Raw genomic sequence first — 19,948 nt, forward strand, 5'->3', positions numbered from 1 at the left:
GTCTAGGGATGCAGCAGCCGAGGGGCCTCGATCAGCTCGTGTCGGAGTGGCGGAGCTCCGGACCAGACCGTGCGCGCTTCGTGCCGGGCTTCGACCCATCAGGTGGAGGAGCAGCGGCGAAGGTCCTCGTGCTGATGGAATCACCCGGTCCTGCCACGATCAGGCAGGGCGAGGACGCGATCAGCAGTGAGGACAACCCGGGGCCGACGGCGTCTGCGTTCAGGCGAGCACGGATCGAGTCGGGTCTGGGCAGGAACGTCTACCTGCGATGGAACATCGTCCCGTGGGCCCTTGGTCGGGCGCCGACCGTCACCGATCTCGACGAGGCACGCCCTGCCCTGGCTCAGCTGCTCGTTTCTCTGCCGCAGCTGCGGGCGATCGTGACCTTCGGCACTCCGGCCCTGACGGGCGTGATGAGGTACTTCACCCTGGAACCGCGTGCGAGGGTCGTGCCCGTGCTCGCGGCACCCCATCTGTCGCCGGCGAACGCCACCCGCGCCGGCGAGAAGCACCTGCGGGCCGTCACGGCCCTACGGCACGCTTCGCTTCTCTGATCATCTCGGCGAGGAGTCGGGGCTGTGCTGCGACGCGGCGATCACGGCCAGGAGATCCTGCGCCCCGGCGCTCAGACCGGCCGACCACACGGCGCGGAACGGGCGCCTCAGGTCGACGGCTGCCGGGACGGTGACGAGGCGCCCGGCACGGAGGTCGTCCTCGACCAGCAACGAGCTGATGACTCCCGGACCCACACCGCCGGCGATGGCCGCCCGGATGGCGCCCGTCGACGACAACTGCGCAGCGGGTTCTGCCATCAGGGCAGGGTCGATCCCCAGGGCGAGCTCGAGGGTCCGGCGGGTGCCCGAGCCCGACTCCCGAGACACGAGCGGTGTGGATGCGAGATCCGCTGCCGTCACGGGTTCGGACTTCGATGCCCATGCGTGCCTCGGCGAGACGACGACGAGCAGTTCGTCGACACCCAGGACGGTCGTGGCGAGCCCGTCGGCCTCATCAGGGGTCTCCGTGAACCCGAGGTGCGCGCGCCCCGAACGGACCTCGTCGACGACCCAGTCGCTGTTGCCCGATTCCAGGCGTACCCGGACACGATCCGCTGCCGCTGTCATCCAGCGTGGCATCAGCGCCTCTGACACCGTCTGACTCGCCGCGACGAGGAGAGCGTCGGAGGCGCCGGTCATCAGGGTGTGCAGCGATCGTTCGAAGGTGGTCGCCGCCTCGAGCACAGGTCGGCCCCACTCGCACACCAGGAGTCCGTGCTCGGTCAGCGCCGAGCCCGCCCGAGAGCGGACGAGCAACGTACGACCCAGCCGCCGCTCGGCGCCCGTGATGCGAGACGACGCCGCCTGCTGGCTGATGCCCACCGATGTCGCGGCCCGGCCCAGACTGCCCGATCTCGAGATCGCCTCCAGCAGTCGGAGCGTCTCGAGATCAACAGGGAGTCCGGTCACAAGGATCGATTGTGACACCACAAGCATCCGCCCGTATCGGCAGCCGGACGCACGTACGAAGATCGAGGCATGCCTGCCGCGATCACACCGACTGTCGCCCCTCCCCGCACGCACGGTCTGTTCCGCCAGCTCGAGCACCGCGGGCAGATCGTGTCGAACCTGACCCCGAACTGGTTCGCGTCGATCATGGGGACCGGCATCGTCGCCAACGCCGCGGCGACCCTGCCGTTGCAGTTCCCGGGGCTGCGCCCTGCCGCGACCATCGTCTGGGCACTGGCCAGCGTGTTGTTGGTCGCTCTCAGCACGGCGACCGTCATGCACTGGGTGCGTTACCGAGCCACCGCGCGGGGGCATCGACTCAATCCGGTGATGGCGCACTTCTACGGGGCACCGCCCATGGCGCTGCTGACCGTCGGCGCGGGCACCCTGCTCTTGGGCAGAGACGTCCTCGGTACGCCCCTGGCGGTCGGCATCGACTGGGTGTTGTGGACCATCGGTACGGTGCTCGGCCTCGTCAGCGCGATCGCGGTCCCGTACCTGACGTTCACCCGGCACGACACGGCCCCCGACAGTGCGTTCGGCGGCTGGCTCATGCCCGTGGTTCCCCCGATGGTGTCTGCCTCGACCGGTGCGCTGCTGCTGCCCTTCCTGCCCGCGGGGCAGGCCAGGCAGAACATGCTCTGGGGGTGCTACGCGATGTTCGGGTTGTCGTTGCTGGCGTCGATCGTGATCATCACGCTGATCTGGTCACGCCTGGCCCAGCACAAGATCGGCCCGGCCGGCATGGTCCCGACCCTCTGGATCGTCCTCGGCCCCCTGGGGCAGTCGATCACCGCGGCCAACCTGCTCGGTGGCAACGCCCACCTCGCCGTCGACCAGGGAACCTCGCACGCCCTGTTCGTCTTCGGGCTCGTCTACGGTGTGCCCACTCTGGGATTCGCCTTGATGTGGGCGGCACTGGCATCGGCCATCACCCTCCGCACCATCCGCCAGGGGCTCCCGTTCTCACTCACCTGGTGGTCGTTCACCTTCCCCGTCGGCACCTGCGTGACAGGCCTGAACGGTCTGGCCCTGCACACGGGACTCGTCGCGCTGCAGGTACTGGCGGTCGTGTTCTACATCGGGCTCGTCGGGGCCTGGGTCACGGTCGCCGTGCGCACCTTCCACGGCAGCGTCATACGCGGAACGCTCCTCGCGCCTCCCCGTCCCCTGCCCTGACCGCGGACGACGAGGGTGCGTGGGGGAGTGGCTCAGATCGAACAGGCGTCGTTCCAGTCACGGCGATAGGCCTCGGGGTCACTGACGTCGACGATGGCCGAGGCGGCGCCCTTGGGCTCGTCACGCGACCGGTAGCTCTCGAACGCCACCGCACTGCGGTCGTTGCTCGCCGGATCACGCACCCCGGAGGCTTCGACCCACAGAGTCCAGTTCCACCGCGTCCGGACGCCAGGCTGCAACGCGCCTTCGCCGACGACCAACAGCACGTCCGTGCCGGCGGGTGAAGACTCGAAGTCTGCGCCCGTGAATGATCGGACCGACGACGTGAGGCCTCTCGCGCTGATCTCCCGAGCTAACTGACTGCCCATGTCCGAGAGATGCTCGCCAGCATCGCCATCCACAGCCACGATGCCTCCACCGGACGGAAGCTGACTCAGCATCTCGGAAACCAAGTCATGGATGACGGTGTTGCTCATGATGCTTTCTCCTGCTCACTCGTTCGTCGAAACGGAAAAGGGAGTCGGCGGCCGCCGACTGATGCGGCTGCACGAAGCGGTCGCGAACCTGATGCAACCACGAGCATGCGCCGACGTTCAGCCCTGTAGAAGCGCGTGCTTGGAGCGCCCGATAGGGGATCGTCTATCGGACACCTGCGAACTGGTGGACGCGCTAATGGTCCGTGCTCTGAAACGACGAGATGGCTTCCTGAAGCTGAGCCAGCGACGGAGAACCTGCAAGACCATCGGGAGTGAGGTAGACGCGGCAGGCCAAACCAGGAGGCGCGTCCGGGGCCGGGAAGAGCGGGGTGCCGTCGATGAGCAGTGTTGGCGAGCCTCGGAAGTCCAACGCTTCTGCGTCGGCCTGCGTTTCAACGCGCTGCTCGATCACGGTGAAGTCATTCCGATCTGCCTTAATGACGGCCAGACGCTCGGCTGTGGTTTCCCAGTTCGGGCACCCGTCGAAGTACTGCAAGGTGATTTGCATCTCTCGACGCTAAACGCTGGCGAGGGCCGGTGGCCTATCTCGGACTACTTGCCAGTTTTCGTGACGGGATGGGCCTTTGTGGTTTGACTGCTCACGAGGCGGGGGATGAGTCGGACGAAGATCACCATGCCCATGAGTTCGACGAGCGTCTGGGTCACGACAACGACCGGGGCAAGCGACAGTGACGCCGGCAGGGCCAGCGCGAGCGGCAAGACCACGAGCGAGTTCCTGGTCGCGCCGCTGAACACCAGGGCCCGGGTTGCTGGCACGTCGAGTCGGAAGGTGCGAGCAATGCCGATTCCGATCGCCGCCATGACGACGAGGAACCCGGCGTAGATCGGCACCAGCACGAGCAACTGCCCCAAGGAGTCCCCAACAGCTCCCGCTTGGGAGGCCACGACGGTGAACAGGGTCGCCATCATCAGCGGCACCATCACGCCCAGCATCGTCCGCTCGATCACGACACCGGATCGGTGTCGCCGGGCGAGTGCCTGCACGAGCGCGGCCGCGGTGAGCGGGACAGCGATCAGGAGAAGGAAGGCCCGGGCGAAGGGGCCGACCTCGACCACGGCGACGCCCTCGGGGCCGATGAACACCAGCAGGTACAGCGGCAGGAGGAGGATCTGCGCCAGCATCAGCAGCGGTGCAGCGGCGAGGAGCCGTTCCGACGCGCCGCCAGCAAGGCCGGCGAACACGATCACGTAGTCGATGCACGGGGTCAGCAGCACCAGCAGCACCCCGAACAGCAGCGCCGGCTCGTCCGCAACAAACCGGGACAGCCCGTACGCGACGACCGGGACGACGGCGAAGTTCAGCACCCCGACCGCGGCGAGGAACCGTCCGTCGCGGAGGGACTTCCCGATCGCGGCGAACGGGACCCCGAGGAACGTCGCGAACAGCAGGAGCGCGAGCACGGGCTCGATCGCTGCCTCTAGGTGGTTTGCTCCCGGCACGGTGAGGCCGACGACGCCGGCAGCCAGGATCGCCGCCAGGTAGAGGCCTATCTGCCGGTGTTCGAGCCAGGAGACGACCGCGTTCACGGCTGGACTGGTGTGGAGGAGGAAGGCACGTCAGTGACCGTAGAGGTTCGAGCCGCTTGAAGGTCAAGTGGCACCGGCGGCTCTATGGTCGCGGTGTGCGAATCTCCGAGGTCAGCAAGCGCAGCGGCGTCCCCGCCACGGCGCTCCGCTACTACGAGTCCATCGGGCTCTTGACTGCTGCCAGGACCTTGAACGGGTACCGGGATTACAGCCCGGACGTTCTCAGTCGGCTCGACCTGATCGAGGCCAGCAAGGAACTCGGGCTGCCTCTTGATCAGATCGGCGTGCACCTCAGCACCATGGAGTCGACGTCCTGCACCGATGTCCGCGAAGCCTTACGGCCGCTCCTGGCCGAGCAGGTGCGTCAGATCGAGGAGAAGCAGGCCCGCCTCGACCAGCTCCGATCGCGTCTCTCGCGCGCCGAGCACGACCTGGCCGAATGCCCTGACCGGTCTGAGCGGTGCTCGACCGAGTGCGTCTTCCGCACCAGCGCCTAGGAAGGGTCGGTGGGTGAGCGTCGTTCGATCAGAACGGTGTCGCGCCACACGCCGGCATAAGGGCCTGCTTCGGAGCGCGCGATCCGTTCCCGCGTCCCGATCCGGCGGAACCCCGCCCTGTCGTGGAGGGCCAGGCTCGCCCCGTTCTCGGGGAAGATCGACGACTGAACGGTCCAGATGTCCGAAGCATCCACCGAGTCGAGGAACGCACTCAGCAACTCCCATCCAATGCCACGTCCTCGCGCCGCGGCGGTGACGTAGACGGAGTGCTCGACGACACCTGCATACGCTGGCCTGGCCGACGTCGCAGACGCCGCCACCCAGCCGAGCACGGCGCCCGCGGTGTCGTCGACCGCGACGAACCGGTGCGCGGCGAGCTTGCCTGCATCGAACGCGTCCCAGGTCGGGGTGCGGGTCTCGAAGGTGGCGTTACCGGTGTCGATACCCTCCTGGTAGATCTGCTCGATGGCGGGCCAGTCGTCCGGGGCCATGGCCCGGACGGTGACGCTCACGAGCAGCACCCACCTGCTGCCGGCCCGTCGACGGCGCACCCGGAGGCGTCCGGGAGGTTCGTCGAGCAGACACCCGTCTCGGGGAGTTCGAGCTGCACGAGGCGGGCGGCTTCGTGATTGCCAGCGAGTTCGTCCGCGATGGAACGCACCTGCTCGTAGCCGGTGAGCAGCAGGAACGTCGGGGCACGGCCGTACGACTTCATGCCGGCGATGTAGAAGTTCGGCTCCGGGTGCCCGAGCTCTGCGACCCCGTGCGGGTAGACCGTGCCGCAGGAATGCAGGTTTGGGTCGATCAGCGGTGCGAGCTGCCGAGGTGCTTCGACGATCTCGTCCAGGGATACCCGGATCTCACGGAGCATGTCGAGGTCAGGGCGGAACCCGGTCGCGTTCACCACCACGTCCGCGGCGACCGTCAGGGGCTCACCGCGGCGACGCCCGACGAGCTGCACGCCGTCAGCGGTCTTGGTGACGTCGTCGACCTCGAACCGGTCGACCAGGGCGATCGCGCCGGCACGGACGAGGTCGCGGACGGCGCTGCCGAGGTCACCACGGCCTTCGAGCTGGTCGGCTGCTGACCCGTAGACCCGGGCGGGGGTGCTGCTGCGGATCGCCCACGTGATCGTCGTCCCGGGGGCGTCCTTGGCGAGGGTGGCGAGCTTGAGGAGGGTGTTCGCCGCCGAGTGGCCAGCGCCGACGACGACCGTGTGCCGGCCAGCGAACCGTTCCCGGTCGCGGCCGAGGACGTCGGGCAGGGCGTGGCTGATGCTGCCGGCGACGTCGTCGCCGTGGGAAAGGCCGACCCCGGAGGAGGTGAGGGTGTTGGGGGTCGTGTAGGTGCCTGAGGTGTCGATGACGGCGCGGGCGAGTTCGTCGCGCACCTCGCCGTCGTGGTCGAGGCGCAGCAGAAACGGCGTCTCGGCCCGCCCGGTGGAGCGGGTGCGGTCCATGCCCTGCCGGGACACTGCGGCGACCCGGTGCCCGTACCGGATGCGGCCGGACAGCTCAGGGGTCGCGGCGAGGGGTTCGAGGTAGTCGCGGACGAAGTCGGCACCGTAGGGGAGCTTCTTCGCTGCCGGGGCCTCCCAGTCGGTGGTGTCGAGGAGGCGTGCGGCGGCCGGGTCGACGAGGTGCTCCCACGGGGTGAACAGGCGCGTGTGACCCCACGCGCGGACCGCCGTCGCGGCACTCGGGCCGGCTTCGTAGATCACGACGTCGACGCCGCGTTCGAGGAGCTGCGCGGCAGCAGCGAGGCCAACAGGGCCGGCGCCGATGACGGCGACGGGGAGCCCGGCGAGGGTCGGTGCGTCGGTGCGGGGCGGGACAGAGAGGGTGAGGCTCATGCGGGGAGACCCTTCGATTCGATGCCGAGTTCGGCCAGGAGCGATTCGACGAGCTTGCGAACGTCGTCGCGGATGAGGCGCACCTGCTCGAGGGGGAGCCCGGCGGGGTCGGTGAGGTGCCAGTCGCGGTAGGTCTTGCTGGGGTAGATCGGGCACGCGTCGCCGCAGCCCATCGTGATCACGACGTCGGCTGCCTGCACGACGTCGTCTGTCAGCGGCTTCGGGAACGCCTCGTCAAGGTCGAGGCCCAGCTCTCGCATCGCTTCCGCGACGACGGGGTGGAGGTCTCGGGCGGGCATAGACCCGGCGGAGCGGACGTGGACGGCACCGCCGGAGAGGACGTTGGTGAACACGGCTGCCATCTGGGACCGGCCGGCGTTCTGCTCGCAGACGAACAGCACCTCCGGCACCGTCCGCTCGATCGCCCCGGTGGCCTGCCCGAGAGCAGTCAGCCGGTCGATCGCGAACCGGGTCGCATTGGTGGTCAGGTGCGCCCGGACTTGCGCTGTGCGAAGGAGAGCCGTGTAGGACTCGAGCACGTACCGCTCGATCGTCTCCGGTCCGAAGATGCCCTCGAACCGGGTGGCGAGGTCGCCCGCGGCACGCTTGAGTGCGTCCTCGGGGAAGGCAAGGCCCGGCAGGCCGCGCCTCGTGGTCAGGTCCGTCATCGTCGTTTCCTCACAGCTCAGGGGGTTAGGCGGTCGCGGGTGCGATCTCGGCCAGGAGGGCCTGGATGCGGCCCTTGATGTCGTCGCGGATGGGGCGGACGTCCTCGATGCCGCGGCCAGCGGGGTCGGTCAGCTCCCAGTCCTCGTAGCGCTTGCCGGGGAAGATCGGGCACGCGTCGCCGCAGCCCATCGTGATCACGACGTCGCTGTCCCGGACGGCCTCGGTGGTGAGGACCTTGGGCTGGTTCCCGGCGATATCGATGCCTTCCTCGGCCATGGCCTGGATCGCGATCGGGTTGATCTGGTCCTTGGGCTCGCTGCCGGCGGAGAGGACGTCGACGCGGTCGCCGGCCAGGGCCTGCATGTAGCCGGCGGCCATCTGGGAGCGGCCGGCGTTGTGGACGCAGACGAACAGGACGGTGGGCTTGGTGCTCATGACGGGTTCCTTCGGGTGAGGGGTTAGACCCGTTCAGCGATGCGCGCTGCCGGGGTGGGGGAGGGGAACAGGCGTGGCCGGAGCCACAGGGACAGGTACACCAGCGCCACGAGCGCCGGGACCTCGATCAGGGGGCCGACGATGCCGGCGAGGGCTTGGCCGGAGGTGGCCCCGAACGTGCCGACCGCGACCGCGATCGCCAGCTCGAAGTTGTTCCCCGCGGCTGTGAACGCCAGCGTCGCCGTCCGCTCGTAGGCCAGGCCGATGGCCCGTCCGGTGAAGAACGCGACGAGGAACGTGACGGCGAAGTACACCAGCAGCGGGACGGCGATGCGGACGACGTCGAGGGGTCGGTCGACGACCTGCTGTCCCTGGAGGGCGAAGAGCATCACGATCGTGAACAGCAGCCCGTAGAGGGCGAAGGGGCCGATCTTCGGCAGGAAGCGTGTCTCGTACCAGGTGCGTCCCTTGGTCGCTTCCCCGATGCGGCGGGACAGGTAGCCGGCGAGGAGGGGGATGCCGAGGAAAACCAGGACGCTGAGGGTGATCGACCAGATGCTGAACGACGCGCTCGTGACCGGGAGCCCGAGCCAGGCGGGGAGGATCTGGAGGTAGAACCAGCCGAGGCCGGCGAACGCGACGACCTGGAACACCGAGTTCAGGGCGACGAGGAACGCGGCAGCTTCTCGGTCGCCGCAGGCGAGGTCGTTCCAGATCAGCACCATGGCGATGCACCGGGCGAGGCCCACGATGATCAGCCCCGTGCGGTACTCCGGCAGATCCGGCAGGAACACCCATGCCAGGGCGAACATCAGAGCAGGGCCGACGACCCAGTTCATCACCAACGACGACACCAGGAGGCGTCGGTCGCCGGCTATGGCGCGGGTGTCGGAGTAGCGGACCTTCGCCAGCACCGGGTACATCATCACCAGCAGCCCGACCGCGATCGGGACGCTCACCTGCCCCACCTGGAACGAGTGCAGCAGCTCACCGAAAGCCGGCACGAACACCGCCAGCAGCAGCCCCACGCCCATGGCGGCGAGAATCCACACGGGGAGGAAGCGGTCAGCGGTCCCGAGCCGGGCAGGCGCGGTGGTGGTGGTCGTCATGCAGCTCCGTAGATCGATGAGTGTCGATGTGTTGAGCCTGCCCCAACCCATCGACGACTGTCAATCTGTGTGGAAGAGTGTTCACATGCCCGTTGCCGAACTCCTGCCCCTCACGGACGTGACCGCGTGCTGCGCACCGCTGGCCCGCGAGGCGATGGACGCGGAGAACGCCGAGAAGCTGGCCCGCAGCCTCAAAGCCATCGCGGACCCGGCCCGGCTCCGGCTCATCTCGATGGTTGCCGCGCACGACGGGGCCGAGGCGTGCGTGTGTGACCTCACCGAACCTCTCGGGCTCAGCCAGCCGACTGTGTCGCACCACCTGAAGGTGCTCGTCGACGCCGGCATCCTCACTCGCGACAAGCGCGGGATCTGGGCGTACTACGCGCTCGTCCCTGGGGCCCTCGATTCCCTCGGCAAGCTCCTTGTAACGGCCTGAGTTCTGCTGCGTTTTCCCTCGTCTCTTGGCTGGCGCATGCACTCAAGATGCCGCATGGCTTACAGCTGGAGGGAATCAACATCGCGTAGTGTGAGTTGATCTCGTTGATGGGAATCATGACGAATGGGGGGTTGACCGTGGAGCGAACCGTTGCTGCTGCATCGATTGCGTCACGTCTGCTCGTCGCCGCGAACCACGATGGTCGAAGTCTCACCAACCTGCAACTGCAAAAGCTCGTCTTCCTTGTTCAGAGCAAGGGGCTGTCAGAGCGACATGCGCCGACGTTCCGAGAGCCGGTTCAGGCCTGGAAAAACGGCCCCGTGGTCAAGCCTCTCTACGGCTTGTACAAGGAGTACCACGATCAGCCAATAGCTCACATCGACACCTCAGCCATCAGCGTTGAGGAGTTGCGTGAGGAAGTCATCGATGACGTCGAAGACGTGTGGTCGCTTTTTGGAGATATGACTGGGGGCGCGCTCTGGGCACTGACCCATGAGCCGGGCCGAGTGTGGGACAAGCATTACCGCGAGGGTTCGCTGAACATTGAACTGCCTCAGCCGGAGATCGGAAGCGACTGGGCCGCGTACCGGCGGGTAGCGGAGCTTCGCAAGGCTGGGCGGTTGCGGGCCTCCGAACATGCCGCGATTGAGCATCCGTCGCTCGGCACTGCTCAATTTGCTACGACATCTGGTCCCGCCTACGAGGCAGCAAAGTCACGATTCCGCCTTTCGCGGCCCGTTAGGCGTGCCAACTGACGCAGGGACGGGATCGCCAGCTAGGGCTTCACGCCTTGTAGTCATCCTGGACGTGAACGTCTACCTCGACGCCGCCCGAGTCGTCGGCGCGCCGTTCACCTGGGAGCGGCTCGAAGCAGCAGGGGTCCGGGCGCGAGCCGATGGAGTTCCGCACCGTAGGGATCCGGGACTTGACAGCGTGTTGACCATCCTCGCCTGCGCGGGCGGCCAGCACGCAGACGGGCGCAGCCTGAGTGTCTGGACGAGCGACCACATCAACCTCATGGTCGCATCTAAGGCTGCCCATCCCACATCGGGCGTCGGGAACCCAGGTCTTGGATGGCTAGACGCCGATGCCCAGACCTTGCTCGAGGACCTCGTTTGGGAAGTCGTCATTCGCTCGGAGGGTGACACGGTGGGTGAGATCGTGAGCGCCTACGGGGACCCGCCGCTCGATCATGAAGATGGGACGGTGTACGCAACCGCCCGGGATGCCGACGATCCTGATGATGGCTACGTCGACCGCGTGTGCATCACTCGTGACACCGGCTTCCTCAACGCTTCACTCCCAGGCCTGATCCAGGTTGTTTCGCCCAGCACGTGGATCCTGGAATACCAGGCTGAAGAGCGGAAGCGAGCTATGCGTCGTCTTAGCGCCGCCCGTCCGCGTTGAACCTCACCATTCCTTCTGGCTTTGTCGGACTCAAGAATCCGAAGGTAGTTCGGACAGCACAAGGCGAGCTTCGTAGGGGTTGTAGCCCACAGCGGCATACAGCTGCGGGAGATCATGATCAGGCAGCCCCATCATCTCGAGAGCTGTTTTGGCGAGATCGTGCGAAGCGCCGATGGACTGTCCGTCCGCGATGGACGCATAGAAGCGCGCCGCGTAGTTGATCGCATCAGAATCTCCGATCGAATCGGAATGACCGATAGCAAAGGCCGCAATGCCTTCTGTGAGGCGACGAGCCTGTTCCGCGGTCTTGCACGCATTCAGGACGACGAGAAGGGGAGTTTCGTCGACAGCTTGTAGAGCACGGCCAAGTAGCCGGCCGGACATCGCGCGGCCGTCATTGTGGGCGTCGACATCCTCTTCGAAGACGATGACGTCCTCGTTGCCGTGGCCGGAGAAGTGGACGACGTGAGGGGTGCCCTGCGTGAGACCGTTCAAGAGGTCCTCACCCGTCGCAGCCGGCCGGACGTCTAGCCGAACCTGATCGCGACCAGACGCGAACCGAACTGCATCCTGGATTTGCTTTTGCTCGCGTCCGACACGGAGGTCATCTCGGCCTGACGAGGTGAGGACGAGGATACGGAGGCGCTCTTTCTTCGGCTGTCGAAGTTCGGCTATCGCTCTCTCGTGCACGTCGAAGCGCATCGCCGTCTCGTCGCGCAGACGGCCCGTCTCAGCTCTGGCTGCCGTCACTTGCTGAGCTCGTTGCCGTTCTAGGGCTGTGTCGGTCTGCTCACGCTTCCGCTCCGACGCCTTCTGTTCCGACCTCTCGGCGGTTGACAGCTGCTTTTGTAAAGCCACTTCCTCAACCAGGTACTTGCTCGCCTTGGTCTGCCAAGCGGCGGCGTCCTTGCCAGCGGCATTGGCGTCCTGCTCGTACCTGTCCGCGTCCCGCGATCGTGACTTTCGCGTCGAGTCGTTGCTCGTCTTGGATGCCGCAGCCCGAGCCTTCGTTGCATCGGCGCGCTTGGCGTTCTCCTTCGTTCGCGCTGCCGACGCCTTCTTCTCGGCATCGGCCTTTTGTGCGCGCTTCCGCTCGAGTTGAGACCGAATCGTCGAGCTGCTCATGGGACGAGGTTAAGGGAACGGCCCGACTCTCGAACGCGAAAGCGTCCGAGAGGCCGCACGGCGCGGTGACCTCGGTGCGCCCCCTGCGTCCGCGCATGGGGTGCTCATGCTCGAGGATCCCCCACTGGGCCGCGGGGCGGCCCGCCACCGCCCAGGTCAACTCGTCAACCATCTGGCGCCGTGGGGAGGCTTGCCCGATCGCAGGCGCGGCCACGGCAAGTCCAGTGCGCTTACGAGGTTGAGGGAGCCCGCAGGGGAAATCGCAGCGACGCTCGGGGGAAATTCAGCTTCAGTCGGGTGTCCAAGGCCCGACTCCGCGGCGATTCAGGGGTTGTGCAAACAACCCGCCACAGAGAACCCCCGCTCGCGCGGGGGTTTTCTCATTCCGTCGAAGGCGGTGGCCGAAAGCGGTGCGCCTCCTTCGACACGGCCCTGCGCTGGCGGCGAATCCGGCTCACGACAGCGAGGCGATGGCCTCGATCTCGATGCGCGCCCCCAGGGGCAGGCCTGCGACGGCCACCGTGGTGCGCGCCGGGTACGGCTCCTGCACGAGCGACGCGTAGACCTCGTTCATCTCGGCGAAGTCGTCCATCGTCGTCAGATAGACGCTGAACTTGACGACGTCGGCGAGCGTTCCGCCGGCGGCCGCCAGCACGGTCTCGAGGTTCGCGAACACCTGTCGTGTCTGCATCGCGACGTCCCCGGTCACCAGTCGAGCCGTCGCCGGGTCGATGGGCGTCTGCCCCGAGAGGAACAGCAGTCGGGTGCCCGAGGGCTCGGCGGCGTGGGCGTAGGGGCCGATGGCCGCAGGCGCGTCGGGGGCGAACAGTGATGAACGAGGCATGGTCTCTCCGTCGGTGGCGAGGTGATGGGGCGGGGCGGTGGTGCGAGGACGTCGCCCGGGTGTCGCGCGGGGCCAGGTCCGCTGCACAGCAGTCTTCCGCCGAGACCGGTCAATCCGCCCTGGGCTCGTCGCTCGGCGACGCTGACGTCGAGCCCGGAACGACGAGCCGTGTGGGCGCCCGGCTCGAGCAGCCGCCGATCTCCCTCCGACCCCGCCGCGACCCGCGCGCCGCGACCGTCGCACCCCTGGCCCTGCGCGGCACCGCCTCCGCGGCTCCGCGATCCGGCCCCACCAGCCCCGGTAGCATGCGACCCGACGGGGCACGCGCCCGGCCGACCCGACAGGAGCACCATGACCGACCCCGACGAGACCATCGGCTCACCCGCCGACCGCCGGTTCCGGGAGGAGCTCCGCCGCCGCCTCGCCGAGGTCGACGCCGAGACCAACACCGGCACCGAGACCAGCACCACCCGATCCGGCACCCGCTCCGGCCCCGGCGTCCAGGCCGCCGCTCCCCGGACGAGCGGCACCCCCGAGCGCGCACGAGACGCCGCCGACCCCGGGGCGGCGACGCGATCGCACCGGTCGGCCTCCGCCTCCTCGCGGCTCCTCGCCCCGGCGACCGCCCGCCGCGGCGACGAGCGCTCGCGCACGGACAGGCTCCTCGACTGGGCGCCCCTCGTCGTCGGTCTCCTCGCGCTCGCGGCCATCGCCGGCATCGTCGTCTACGGCATGAACGGCGGCGACCTCGGCCCCTGGTGATCCGGCACCGGTCCGCCCGGCGTTCAGTCGGCCAGGGCCAGCAGCTCGGCGAGCGGCACCACCGGCACCCGCCCGCGCGCCCCCTCCACCAGATGCGGATCGGCCGTGACCAGCGCATCCGCCTGCAGCACCGCGACGGCGAGGTACTCGGCCGGCCGAGGGTCGTCCCAGCCGAGGTCGCGCGCGATCGCCCAGGCCCGAGAGCGCGAGACACGGTCACCGAGGAGGCGCACCGAGAGCTCCGCGAACCGGTCCAGCTCCCGCCGCCCCACGGCTTCGGGCAGCGCCCCGGACCGCACCTCGGCGAACAGCAGCGCCAGCACGTCGGACTTCAGCGCCGCGGGAGCCACCAGCCGGTGGTCCGCCGGCAGCGCCGGTCGGCGGCGCAGCAGTTCGAGGCAGGTGGGCGCGTCGATCGCGAAGCGGGTCATGAGCCGATCGTGCACCCTCGGCGACGCATCGTCGAGGCGGCGATCCGTCTGGAGCCGCAGTCGCCGATGAGGCGAGTGTGCCCGGCGTTCACCATCGATCCCCGGTGAAGGGCGGGGAATCAAGATCTACCCACTGCGTCACGGGGAATTCCAAGTCCTGCGATCGAGCGATCCGCTTGCCCGAAAGCAAAGCATACTGATAGTAATGATTTCAGGCGGAATGATTCGCCGAGGTGTCGATCGGCAGTGGGACGTGACTTCACGGAAGTCATCTACCACGAGCCCCGATTCCTTCCGAAAGAAAGACTGGGGAGATCGTGAAGAAGATAAAGATTTCACTTGCAATGGCGACGATCGCCGTCGGGGCTCTCGCTCTCCCGGCCGGTGCGGCGACCGCGGCTGACTTGGGTGGTTGGGACGAGAACACAGGTGCCTTCGCGCACTCCTCGACTGCGCAGACTGATGGTGGGTTCGCTGTCGCGGCCGCACCGAACCACAGCGGTGCGTCCGAGCAGAAGAGCATCAACGGCACCACTCACAAGCGCGCCAAGGGTTGGACGACGTGGGTCGGCGTGCGCCACTACACGACTGCTCAGATGCAGCATGGCAACAGGGTGCTCACATCATCCGGTCGCAAGTGGGGAACTAGTGGGACCCAAGCGACCTCCCCGTGGTTCAAGGCCAACACGACCATCGGAAAGGGTTCTGCGCGCTCCTACTACGGCAACAAGTAAGACGGGACGGGAGGGCGCGTGCCCTCCCGGCCTGGTCGTCTCGAGCCCAAGGGAACACATCGATGACCTACCGAAAACTCATCCTCAGCGCAGTGCTGCTGGCATTGTTCAGCTCGCTGGGTGCCGGGATCAGCGTGTACGCGAACGTCCGCAGCGCGTTGTCGCTCGAGGGTGGCAATCTGCTCAGCAGCACGGCGGTGATGCTCGACTCCACCGCCCTCGATCCGACGTTGCTCGACGAAACGAGTCTCAGCGGGCGTGTGTTTCAGGATCTGGATGGCAGCGGCGACCTCCGAGCGGTTCGCACATTCGGTCACCCCGAGGCGCTGCCGATCCATGAAGGCAGGCAGTTGCGTGCCGACGACGAGCTCGTCGCTCTGGTCGGCGACGGGGTGGTCACCCGTTCGGATGATGGCCGACAGTACGTCGACTATGCAGGGCAGGCTTTCGCTGTGATCGGGCGGCTCGGTGTCCGTGCGGACGGCGGACTCGCGCAGGATGTTCTCCTCCAGGCTCCGGATCTCATCAGCGACGACGAGCCCGTGTTCGTCGACGTGGAGGGTGGCGTGCAGGAGGTCGCCGGGGTGACATCGGAGATGGTGGCGCCGGTCGGCGGGGGTGCGGACCGGCGCACCAACATCGACTTCGTCTCACCGATCGTCATCATCTGCGGGTGGGGGCTCACGCTCCTCGGCGCGATCGCTGCCGGCCTGCTCATCGCAGGCTTCCGACGGCCTGTCGCCGCCCTGCGGTATCGACTCGGTCTCCGGCGCCCGCGAGTCGTGATGCTGAGTGTCCTTCCCCTCGCCTGGTTCGCGGGAGCGGTGTTCGTCGCCGTTTCGATCGGCGCACTGCTCTCGGCGGGAGCGCTGCGCTCGCTGCCGGAACTCGCCGCCGCCGCAGGACTTCCGCTTGCAGTGAGCTTGGTCGTGTCGTGGGGGGCGCTCGTGGCGTCACTGGTGAGGAGGAGTCGATGAACACGCGCGCACTGCTCCGCGGCACCTACGGGCGGCTCGTGGCCAAGATCCTCGTGCTCGCGTTCCTCCTGACGAGTCTCTACAACGTGCTGACCTTCTCCTTGTCGACGCAGGATGCAGCCATTCAGAGCTTCGGCGATTCAGCGGAGGTCGACATGTACGGCCTCATCGATGGCTTGACGGACCCGACGATGTTCTCGCAGTACCGGGAATCCACGGAGAACATCCAGAAGGTCACCACGTTCTACGACGCCCTGACGCAGAACGCCCCCGAGGGCGTTCAGCTGCTCTCGGCCTTCGACCAGCCCATGCCGGTCGAGGACTTCGCCGGCGGGGAGACCTTCGAAGATGATTATGGAGTTCCCGGCGCCGCGCAGGGGCCTTACGAGGATCCGTTCACGAACAAGCAGGTCGTCGACGTGAAGTCCATGCAGCTGAGCCGCGAGACTTTCGAGTTCTACAACCTCGCTGGGCAGGGCGGCACGGATCTCGACTGGGACGCTGTGGACTACGAGAGCAAGACCATCCCCGTGCTCCTGGGGGCCGAGTACGAGGGCGTCTACGCCGTAGGAGACCAGCTGGCCGTCGACTACTACTTCAAGCCGACTCGGATGCAGGTCGCAGGCTTTCTCCCACCGAACGCCTCGATGTTCTACCAGGGCGACATCAACCACTTCCTCGACGACTACTTGATCGTCCCCTACCCCACGAGCATCACCGCCTCGCCGGATTCGGATCGCGACTTCTCAGGCATCCTCGCCTTCGCAATGCTGAATGCCAACATCGCCGTCGATCGAGGGCTTTCCGACGACACGGTGTTCAAGGCGTTGGAAGATGCAGCGGCGACTTCGGGGTTCGAGCACTACGTGCTGCTGAATGTGCCGAGCTACCTGACGCAGTTCTCATCGGTCCGGGCGCTGGTGCACGACAACTTCGCCGTGGTGCTGACGGTCGAGATGTTGATCGCCGCCGCAGCACTCGTGATGAGTGCCATCCTGACCGGCAGTGCCGCCCGACGTCGGGAGCGGCGCATTCGGATTGCATGGGAGCTCGGTCAGAGTCGCAGCGACCTCGGACGAGCGGTGCTCGCCATCGTCGCGGTCGAATACGCGGGACTCGCCCTCGTCTTCCTGGCCATCACGCACTCTCTTCCGAACCAGGAATCGTCCGTACAGACGTTCTGTCTCGGGCTCGTCACCTTGCTCGGCGCTCTCGACCTGCTTCACCGCCGGACGCAGCTGCAGCACACCCTCCGAAACAGACCAAGGAACGAACCATGACCGAGCTCCTCACCGTGCAGTCCCTCAAGAAGACAGTGCGCGAGCCTGATGGTTCCGTGCGCCGCATTTTCAAAGGCCTCGACTTCGCGATGGGTTCTCACGAGCGCTCCATCGCCCTTCTCGGACGAAGCGGGAGCGGAAAGACGACACTGCTGCGCATCATCGCAGGCTTGGACGCTCACTACGAGGGGTCGTACGTCTTCCAGGGCACAGCCCTGCCGAGACGCCTCGATCCGCTCGCCGACCATCGACGTGCTCACATCGGCCTGATCGCGCAGTCCTACGACCTCCTCGATGACTTCACCGTCGAGCGCAACGTGCTCTTCGGCGCCCGCGGACTCGCGCAGCCGCAAGAGCGCACCGTGGAAGCCCTGGAAGCGGTCGGACTGCAGGGGATGGGCAAGAAGTCGGTCACCAAACTGTCCGGTGGGGAGGCCCAACGCGTCGCCATCGCACGGGCGATAGTGAAGCGTCCGACTCTGATCCTCGCCGACGAGCCCACCGGCGCACTCGACGAGGACACGGAGGACGACATCCTGGGCCTGTTCGCATCCTTGCAGGACAGTGGTATCAGCTTCATCATCGCCACCCACAGTCCTCGCGTAGCCGCGTCCTGCGATCGACGAGTCGTCGTCTCCGACCACCGACTCGTCGATCACGTGAACGTCGGCTGACCCCGGGCACGAAGAAGGGGCGGGCGCACTGCGCCCGCCCCTTCTCTCCGACCCTGAGGTCAGCGCTTGCTGCGACCCGTGATGAGGCCGTAGACGAACAGCACCACGACGGCGCCGACGATGGCGATCAGCCACGACTCGATCGAGAAGAAGCCGTTGAAGTCGACGCCGAACAGCGCGCCGCCGATCCAACCGCCGAGCAGGGCGCCGATGACGCCGAGCACGAGGGTGGCGATCCAGCCGCCGCCCTGACGGCCGGGGAGGATCAGCTTGGCGATGGCGCCGGCGATGAGACCGAGGAGGAGGAAGGCGAGGAAGCTCATGAGAGACCTTTCGAGCGGTTGGTGACAAGTTGACACCGCCTGATCCCGTCACCACCGAGGTGGCGACGAGCTCATGAGCCTCAACTCGAGGCTTAGCGGTAAGTCGACTGTGCACCTCCTGGGAGTCTCCCGCCCAAGCTCGCTTTTCGACTATCCGGAAAGCGCACCCCAGCCCTTGCGATCTCGGGACTTGTTCTAGTAGAGATAGAACATGTTGATCAGGCTCGATCCGGCGTCCGAGATGCCGCTCGCCGACCAGGTCGTGACGCAGATCCGCCGGGGCATCGCCGACGGCGGCATCGAGATCGGCGAGCGACTGCCCTCGGCTCGCGACCTCGCGGCCGCTCTCGCGATCAACATGCACACCGTCCTGCGCGCGTACGACTCGCTCCGCACGTCCGGCCTGATCGAGCTCCGCCGCGGTCGTGGGGCGGTCGTCATCGCCGGCGCCGACGCCCCGACCACGGCCCTCTACGACGCCGCCGCCGCGCTCGTCCGCGACGCCGCCCGCCTCGGCATCGCACCCGCCGACCTCGCCACGATCATCAGGGGGATGACATGACCACCGACCGACCCGACCCGAGCACGCCCGACGAGCCCGAGACCGGCACCGCGCCCGTGCCCGCCGACCACGCGCCCGCCGACCACGCGCCCGCCGACCATGCGCCCGCCGGGGTCGACGGGACGGCCCTGCTCCGCACCTCCTCGGCCGTCGTCGCGGCCCTCGCGCCCGCGGCCCTCCTCGTGGTCGTCGCCCTCGTGGTCGGTCCGCGGCTGGGCGACACCATCGCGCGGCACTGGTCGGGCGACGGCCCCGCCGACGGGTTCTCGGGCACCTGGTCGTCGTTCGCCGTCGTCGCGACGATCGTCGCCGCCCTGACCGCGGTGTCGATCGTGGCCGCCCTGACCCGGCGCGGGCGCCCGTCACGCCTGATCGCCGGAGGCGCGGCCTCCTTCGCCGGCCTGGCCGCCTGCACCTGGGTCGCCACCGCCCTCGCCACCGCGGCGGCGCCGACCCCCGAGGAGGCGGTGGCCGGCTGGACACCCGCGCTCACGCTCCCGGGCCTCGCCTGGGGCGTCGTCGTCGGCTGGCTGGCGACCGGGAGCGGCGTCCGGGCCCTGCCCGACGAGGAGCTCGACGACCGGGCGAGCGTCCGCCCGGCGGATCTGCGACCGGGGGAGCGGCTGGCGTGGTCGGGAACCACCGGCAGCCCCGTCTTCGTCGTGATGGGGTCCGTCCTGATGGCCCTGGCGATCGTCGTGGGCGTCGTCCTGTTCGCGACCGGCGCCTCCTCGGTCGTCGTCCACGCCGCCGTGCTGTTCCTCGCCGGCGCCGCCGTCCTCGCCCTGGGCCGGGTGCGGCTGACCGTCGACCGGCGCGGCGTGCGCCTCGTGTCGGCCCTGCTCGGCATCCGCCTGCTGCGGGTGCGCCTGGCCGACGTCGCCGGCGTCGAGACCGAGACCCTCGACCCGCTCTCCTGGGGCGGCTGGGGACTGCGCGTCTCGAAGCGCGGAACGGCCTACGTCACCGGCCGCCGCCCCGGCATCGTCGTCCGACGCCGCGACGGGAGCGCCGTCGCCGTCACCATCGACGACGCCGAGTCCGCCGCCTCGGTCGCCGCCGCTCTCGCCGCGCGCTGACGCGACGGGGCGTCCGTCCTCCCTCCCCCTCGGACCGCACCAGAAGT

At 67.8% G+C, this 19,948-nt stretch carries 26 protein-coding genes; 13 read left to right on the forward strand and 13 right to left on the reverse strand.

Going from position 1 to position 19,948, the window contains the following annotated elements; genetic code table 11:
- Positions 1-8 precede the first annotated feature (8 nt).
- Positions 9-554 (forward strand): uracil-DNA glycosylase family protein, encoded by a 546-nt coding sequence (locus ASF89_RS01715; protein ID WP_055811489.1) that lies wholly within the window; start codon positions 9-11, stop codon positions 552-554.
- On the opposite strand, the gene ASF89_RS01720 is transcribed toward ASF89_RS01715, so the two are convergent.
- Entirely contained in the window at positions 555-1,463 is a 909-nt protein-coding gene (locus ASF89_RS01720; protein ID WP_162240676.1) for a LysR family transcriptional regulator, read from the reverse strand.
- 69 nt (positions 1,464-1,532) lie between these two features.
- Between ASF89_RS01720 and ASF89_RS01725 the strand changes: the two genes are divergently transcribed.
- Positions 1,533-2,681 (forward strand): TDT family transporter, encoded by a 1,149-nt coding sequence (locus tag ASF89_RS01725; protein WP_055811495.1) that lies wholly within the window; start codon positions 1,533-1,535, stop codon positions 2,679-2,681.
- Positions 2,682-2,713: 32 nt separating this feature from the next.
- Here the strand turns inward: ASF89_RS01725 and ASF89_RS01730 are convergent, their stop codons facing one another.
- The 3 genes from ASF89_RS01730 to ASF89_RS01740 form a co-directional block, all read right to left on the reverse strand.
- Positions 2,714-3,157: a hypothetical protein gene (locus ASF89_RS01730; protein ID WP_054145818.1), complete on the reverse strand. Its 444-nt coding sequence runs from the start codon at positions 3,155-3,157 to the stop codon at positions 2,714-2,716.
- A 193-nt stretch (positions 3,158-3,350) separates the two neighbouring features.
- Positions 3,351-3,665: a hypothetical protein gene (locus tag ASF89_RS01735; RefSeq protein ID WP_043594583.1), complete on the reverse strand. Its 315-nt coding sequence runs from the start codon at positions 3,663-3,665 to the stop codon at positions 3,351-3,353.
- 44 nt (positions 3,666-3,709) lie between these two features.
- Positions 3,710-4,705: an arsenic resistance protein gene (locus tag ASF89_RS01740; RefSeq protein WP_043594585.1), complete on the reverse strand. Its 996-nt coding sequence runs from the start codon at positions 4,703-4,705 to the stop codon at positions 3,710-3,712.
- A 56-nt stretch (positions 4,706-4,761) separates the two neighbouring features.
- On the opposite strand from ASF89_RS01740, the gene ASF89_RS01745 reads away from it, so the two are divergent.
- Positions 4,762-5,202 (forward strand): MerR family DNA-binding transcriptional regulator, encoded by a 441-nt coding sequence (locus ASF89_RS01745; protein WP_197073513.1) that lies wholly within the window; start codon positions 4,762-4,764, stop codon positions 5,200-5,202.
- On the opposite strand, the gene ASF89_RS01750 is transcribed toward ASF89_RS01745, so the two are convergent.
- The 5 genes from ASF89_RS01750 to arsB are packed head-to-tail and all read right to left on the reverse strand — an operon-like array spanning position 5,199 to position 9,267.
- Complete coding sequence (locus tag ASF89_RS01750; protein WP_043594688.1) at positions 5,199-5,693, reverse strand: GNAT family N-acetyltransferase; 495 nt, start codon at positions 5,691-5,693, stop codon at positions 5,199-5,201. The two genes, ASF89_RS01745 and ASF89_RS01750, sit on opposite strands and share 4 nt — an antisense overlap.
- Positions 5,694-5,710: 17 nt before the next feature.
- Positions 5,711-7,054, reverse strand: coding sequence for an NAD(P)-binding domain-containing protein (locus ASF89_RS01755; RefSeq protein ID WP_043594589.1), 1,344 nt, complete (start codon positions 7,052-7,054; stop codon positions 5,711-5,713).
- A complete protein-coding gene (locus ASF89_RS01760) occupies positions 7,051-7,722 on the reverse strand; it encodes an arsenate reductase ArsC (protein ID WP_043594591.1) in 672 nt (223 codons plus the stop codon). Before ASF89_RS01760 ends, ASF89_RS01755 begins: the two co-directional genes overlap by 4 nt.
- Positions 7,723-7,747: 25 nt before the next feature.
- Positions 7,748-8,158, reverse strand: a complete 411-nt coding sequence (locus ASF89_RS01765; RefSeq protein WP_055811500.1) for an arsenate reductase ArsC — start codon at positions 8,156-8,158, stop codon at positions 7,748-7,750.
- A 23-nt stretch (positions 8,159-8,181) separates the two neighbouring features.
- Positions 8,182-9,267, reverse strand: a complete 1,086-nt coding sequence (gene arsB / locus ASF89_RS01770; RefSeq protein ID WP_055811503.1) for an ACR3 family arsenite efflux transporter — start codon at positions 9,265-9,267, stop codon at positions 8,182-8,184.
- A gap of 85 nt (positions 9,268-9,352) precedes the next feature.
- Here arsB and ASF89_RS01775 point away from each other — a divergent pair, with 85 nt between their 5' ends.
- The 3 genes from ASF89_RS01775 to ASF89_RS01780 all read left to right on the forward strand — a co-directional run bounded on the left by ASF89_RS01775 (position 9,353) and on the right by ASF89_RS01780 (position 11,110).
- Complete coding sequence (locus tag ASF89_RS01775; protein WP_043594596.1) at positions 9,353-9,703, forward strand: metalloregulator ArsR/SmtB family transcription factor; 351 nt, start codon at positions 9,353-9,355, stop codon at positions 9,701-9,703.
- A 107-nt stretch (positions 9,704-9,810) separates the two neighbouring features.
- Positions 9,811-10,458, forward strand: a complete 648-nt coding sequence (locus tag ASF89_RS15270; protein ID WP_082059913.1) for a Panacea domain-containing protein — start codon at positions 9,811-9,813, stop codon at positions 10,456-10,458.
- A gap of 52 nt (positions 10,459-10,510) precedes the next feature.
- Positions 10,511-11,110, forward strand: coding sequence for a hypothetical protein (locus ASF89_RS01780; protein WP_152970200.1), 600 nt, complete (start codon positions 10,511-10,513; stop codon positions 11,108-11,110).
- A gap of 30 nt (positions 11,111-11,140) precedes the next feature.
- Here ASF89_RS01780 and ASF89_RS01785 read toward each other — a convergent pair whose 3' ends face one another.
- Together ASF89_RS01785 and ASF89_RS01790 are read right to left on the reverse strand one after the other, a co-directional pair.
- On the reverse strand, positions 11,141-12,235 hold the full coding sequence (locus tag ASF89_RS01785) for a CHAT domain-containing protein (protein WP_055811506.1): 1,095 nt from the start codon (positions 12,233-12,235) through the stop codon (positions 11,141-11,143).
- A gap of 454 nt (positions 12,236-12,689) precedes the next feature.
- Entirely contained in the window at positions 12,690-13,079 is a 390-nt protein-coding gene (locus ASF89_RS01790; protein ID WP_055811509.1) for a Rid family detoxifying hydrolase, read from the reverse strand.
- A gap of 351 nt (positions 13,080-13,430) precedes the next feature.
- Between ASF89_RS01790 and ASF89_RS01795 the strand changes: the two genes are divergently transcribed.
- Entirely contained in the window at positions 13,431-13,841 is a 411-nt protein-coding gene (locus tag ASF89_RS01795) for a hypothetical protein (RefSeq protein WP_055811512.1), read from the forward strand.
- A 23-nt stretch (positions 13,842-13,864) separates the two neighbouring features.
- Here the strand turns inward: ASF89_RS01795 and ASF89_RS01800 are convergent, their stop codons facing one another.
- Positions 13,865-14,272 (reverse strand): hypothetical protein, encoded by a 408-nt coding sequence (locus ASF89_RS01800; RefSeq protein WP_055812977.1) that lies wholly within the window; start codon positions 14,270-14,272, stop codon positions 13,865-13,867.
- 317 nt (positions 14,273-14,589) lie between these two features.
- On the opposite strand from ASF89_RS01800, the gene ASF89_RS15275 reads away from it, so the two are divergent.
- The 4 genes from ASF89_RS15275 (at position 14,590) to ASF89_RS01815 (ending at position 17,937) form a co-directional block, all read left to right on the forward strand.
- Positions 14,590-15,006 carry a hypothetical protein gene (locus tag ASF89_RS15275; RefSeq protein ID WP_200937085.1) on the forward strand — a complete coding sequence of 139 codons (417 nt, stop codon included), beginning with the start codon at positions 14,590-14,592 and terminating at the stop codon, positions 15,004-15,006.
- A gap of 62 nt (positions 15,007-15,068) precedes the next feature.
- Positions 15,069-15,983 (forward strand): hypothetical protein, encoded by a 915-nt coding sequence (locus ASF89_RS01805; RefSeq protein WP_055811515.1) that lies wholly within the window; start codon positions 15,069-15,071, stop codon positions 15,981-15,983.
- Complete coding sequence (locus tag ASF89_RS15825) at positions 15,980-17,263, forward strand: hypothetical protein (RefSeq protein ID WP_055811518.1); 1,284 nt, start codon at positions 15,980-15,982, stop codon at positions 17,261-17,263. The genes ASF89_RS01805 and ASF89_RS15825 overlap by 4 nt, the downstream gene beginning before the upstream one ends.
- On the forward strand, positions 17,260-17,937 hold the full coding sequence (locus ASF89_RS01815) for an ABC transporter ATP-binding protein (RefSeq protein WP_055811520.1): 678 nt from the start codon (positions 17,260-17,262) through the stop codon (positions 17,935-17,937). The genes ASF89_RS15825 and ASF89_RS01815 overlap by 4 nt, the downstream gene beginning before the upstream one ends.
- A gap of 59 nt (positions 17,938-17,996) precedes the next feature.
- On the opposite strand, the gene ASF89_RS01820 is transcribed toward ASF89_RS01815, so the two are convergent.
- A complete protein-coding gene (locus ASF89_RS01820; protein ID WP_055799371.1) occupies positions 17,997-18,260 on the reverse strand; it encodes a GlsB/YeaQ/YmgE family stress response membrane protein in 264 nt (87 codons plus the stop codon).
- 211 nt (positions 18,261-18,471) lie between these two features.
- On the opposite strand from ASF89_RS01820, the gene ASF89_RS01825 reads away from it, so the two are divergent.
- Positions 18,472-18,822 carry a GntR family transcriptional regulator gene (locus ASF89_RS01825; protein ID WP_055799374.1) on the forward strand — a complete coding sequence of 117 codons (351 nt, stop codon included), beginning with the start codon at positions 18,472-18,474 and terminating at the stop codon, positions 18,820-18,822.
- Positions 18,819-19,901, forward strand: coding sequence for a hypothetical protein (locus ASF89_RS01830; RefSeq protein ID WP_055811523.1), 1,083 nt, complete (start codon positions 18,819-18,821; stop codon positions 19,899-19,901). Before ASF89_RS01825 ends, ASF89_RS01830 begins: the two co-directional genes overlap by 4 nt.
- Positions 19,902-19,948 lie beyond the last annotated feature (47 nt).

It is taken from the genome of Frigoribacterium sp. Leaf172 (assembly GCF_001424285.1).
Classification (GTDB): Bacteria; Actinomycetota; Actinomycetes; order Actinomycetales; family Microbacteriaceae; genus Frigoribacterium.

Bases quoted from the DNA above. Each gene is read 5' to 3' on its own strand.
- ASF89_RS01715 (WP_055811489.1), top strand. From the start codon at position 9: ATGCAGCAGCCGAGGGGCCTCGATCAGCTCGTGTCGGAGTGGCGGAGC.
- ASF89_RS01725 (WP_055811495.1), top strand. From the start codon at position 1,533: ATGCCTGCCGCGATCACACCGACTGTCGCCCCTCCCCGCACGCACGGT.
- ASF89_RS01730 (WP_054145818.1), bottom strand. From the start codon at position 3,157: ATGAGCAACACCGTCATCCATGACTTGGTTTCCGAGATGCTGAGTCAG.
- ASF89_RS01735 (WP_043594583.1), bottom strand. From the start codon at position 3,665: ATGCAAATCACCTTGCAGTACTTCGACGGGTGCCCGAACTGGGAAACC.
- ASF89_RS01750 (WP_043594688.1), bottom strand. From the start codon at position 5,693: ATGGCCCCGGACGACTGGCCCGCCATCGAGCAGATCTACCAGGAGGGT.
- ASF89_RS01755 (WP_043594589.1), bottom strand. From the start codon at position 7,054: ATGAGCCTCACCCTCTCTGTCCCGCCCCGCACCGACGCACCGACCCTC.
- ASF89_RS01760 (WP_043594591.1), bottom strand. From the start codon at position 7,722: ATGACGGACCTGACCACGAGGCGCGGCCTGCCGGGCCTTGCCTTCCCC.
- ASF89_RS01765 (WP_055811500.1), bottom strand. From the start codon at position 8,158: ATGAGCACCAAGCCCACCGTCCTGTTCGTCTGCGTCCACAACGCCGGC.
- arsB (WP_055811503.1), bottom strand. From the start codon at position 9,267: ATGACGACCACCACCACCGCGCCTGCCCGGCTCGGGACCGCTGACCGC.
- ASF89_RS01775 (WP_043594596.1), top strand. From the start codon at position 9,353: ATGCCCGTTGCCGAACTCCTGCCCCTCACGGACGTGACCGCGTGCTGC.
- ASF89_RS15270 (WP_082059913.1), top strand. From the start codon at position 9,811: ATGGGAATCATGACGAATGGGGGGTTGACCGTGGAGCGAACCGTTGCT.
- ASF89_RS01785 (WP_055811506.1), bottom strand. From the start codon at position 12,235: ATGAGCAGCTCGACGATTCGGTCTCAACTCGAGCGGAAGCGCGCACAA.
- ASF89_RS01790 (WP_055811509.1), bottom strand. From the start codon at position 13,079: ATGCCTCGTTCATCACTGTTCGCCCCCGACGCGCCTGCGGCCATCGGC.
- ASF89_RS01795 (WP_055811512.1), top strand. From the start codon at position 13,431: ATGACCGACCCCGACGAGACCATCGGCTCACCCGCCGACCGCCGGTTC.
- ASF89_RS01800 (WP_055812977.1), bottom strand. From the start codon at position 14,272: ATGACCCGCTTCGCGATCGACGCGCCCACCTGCCTCGAACTGCTGCGC.
- ASF89_RS01805 (WP_055811515.1), top strand. From the start codon at position 15,069: ATGACCTACCGAAAACTCATCCTCAGCGCAGTGCTGCTGGCATTGTTC.
- ASF89_RS15825 (WP_055811518.1), top strand. From the start codon at position 15,980: ATGAACACGCGCGCACTGCTCCGCGGCACCTACGGGCGGCTCGTGGCC.
- ASF89_RS01815 (WP_055811520.1), top strand. From the start codon at position 17,260: ATGACCGAGCTCCTCACCGTGCAGTCCCTCAAGAAGACAGTGCGCGAG.
- ASF89_RS01820 (WP_055799371.1), bottom strand. From the start codon at position 18,260: ATGAGCTTCCTCGCCTTCCTCCTCCTCGGTCTCATCGCCGGCGCCATC.
- ASF89_RS01825 (WP_055799374.1), top strand. From the start codon at position 18,472: ATGTTGATCAGGCTCGATCCGGCGTCCGAGATGCCGCTCGCCGACCAG.
- ASF89_RS01830 (WP_055811523.1), top strand. From the start codon at position 18,819: ATGACCACCGACCGACCCGACCCGAGCACGCCCGACGAGCCCGAGACC.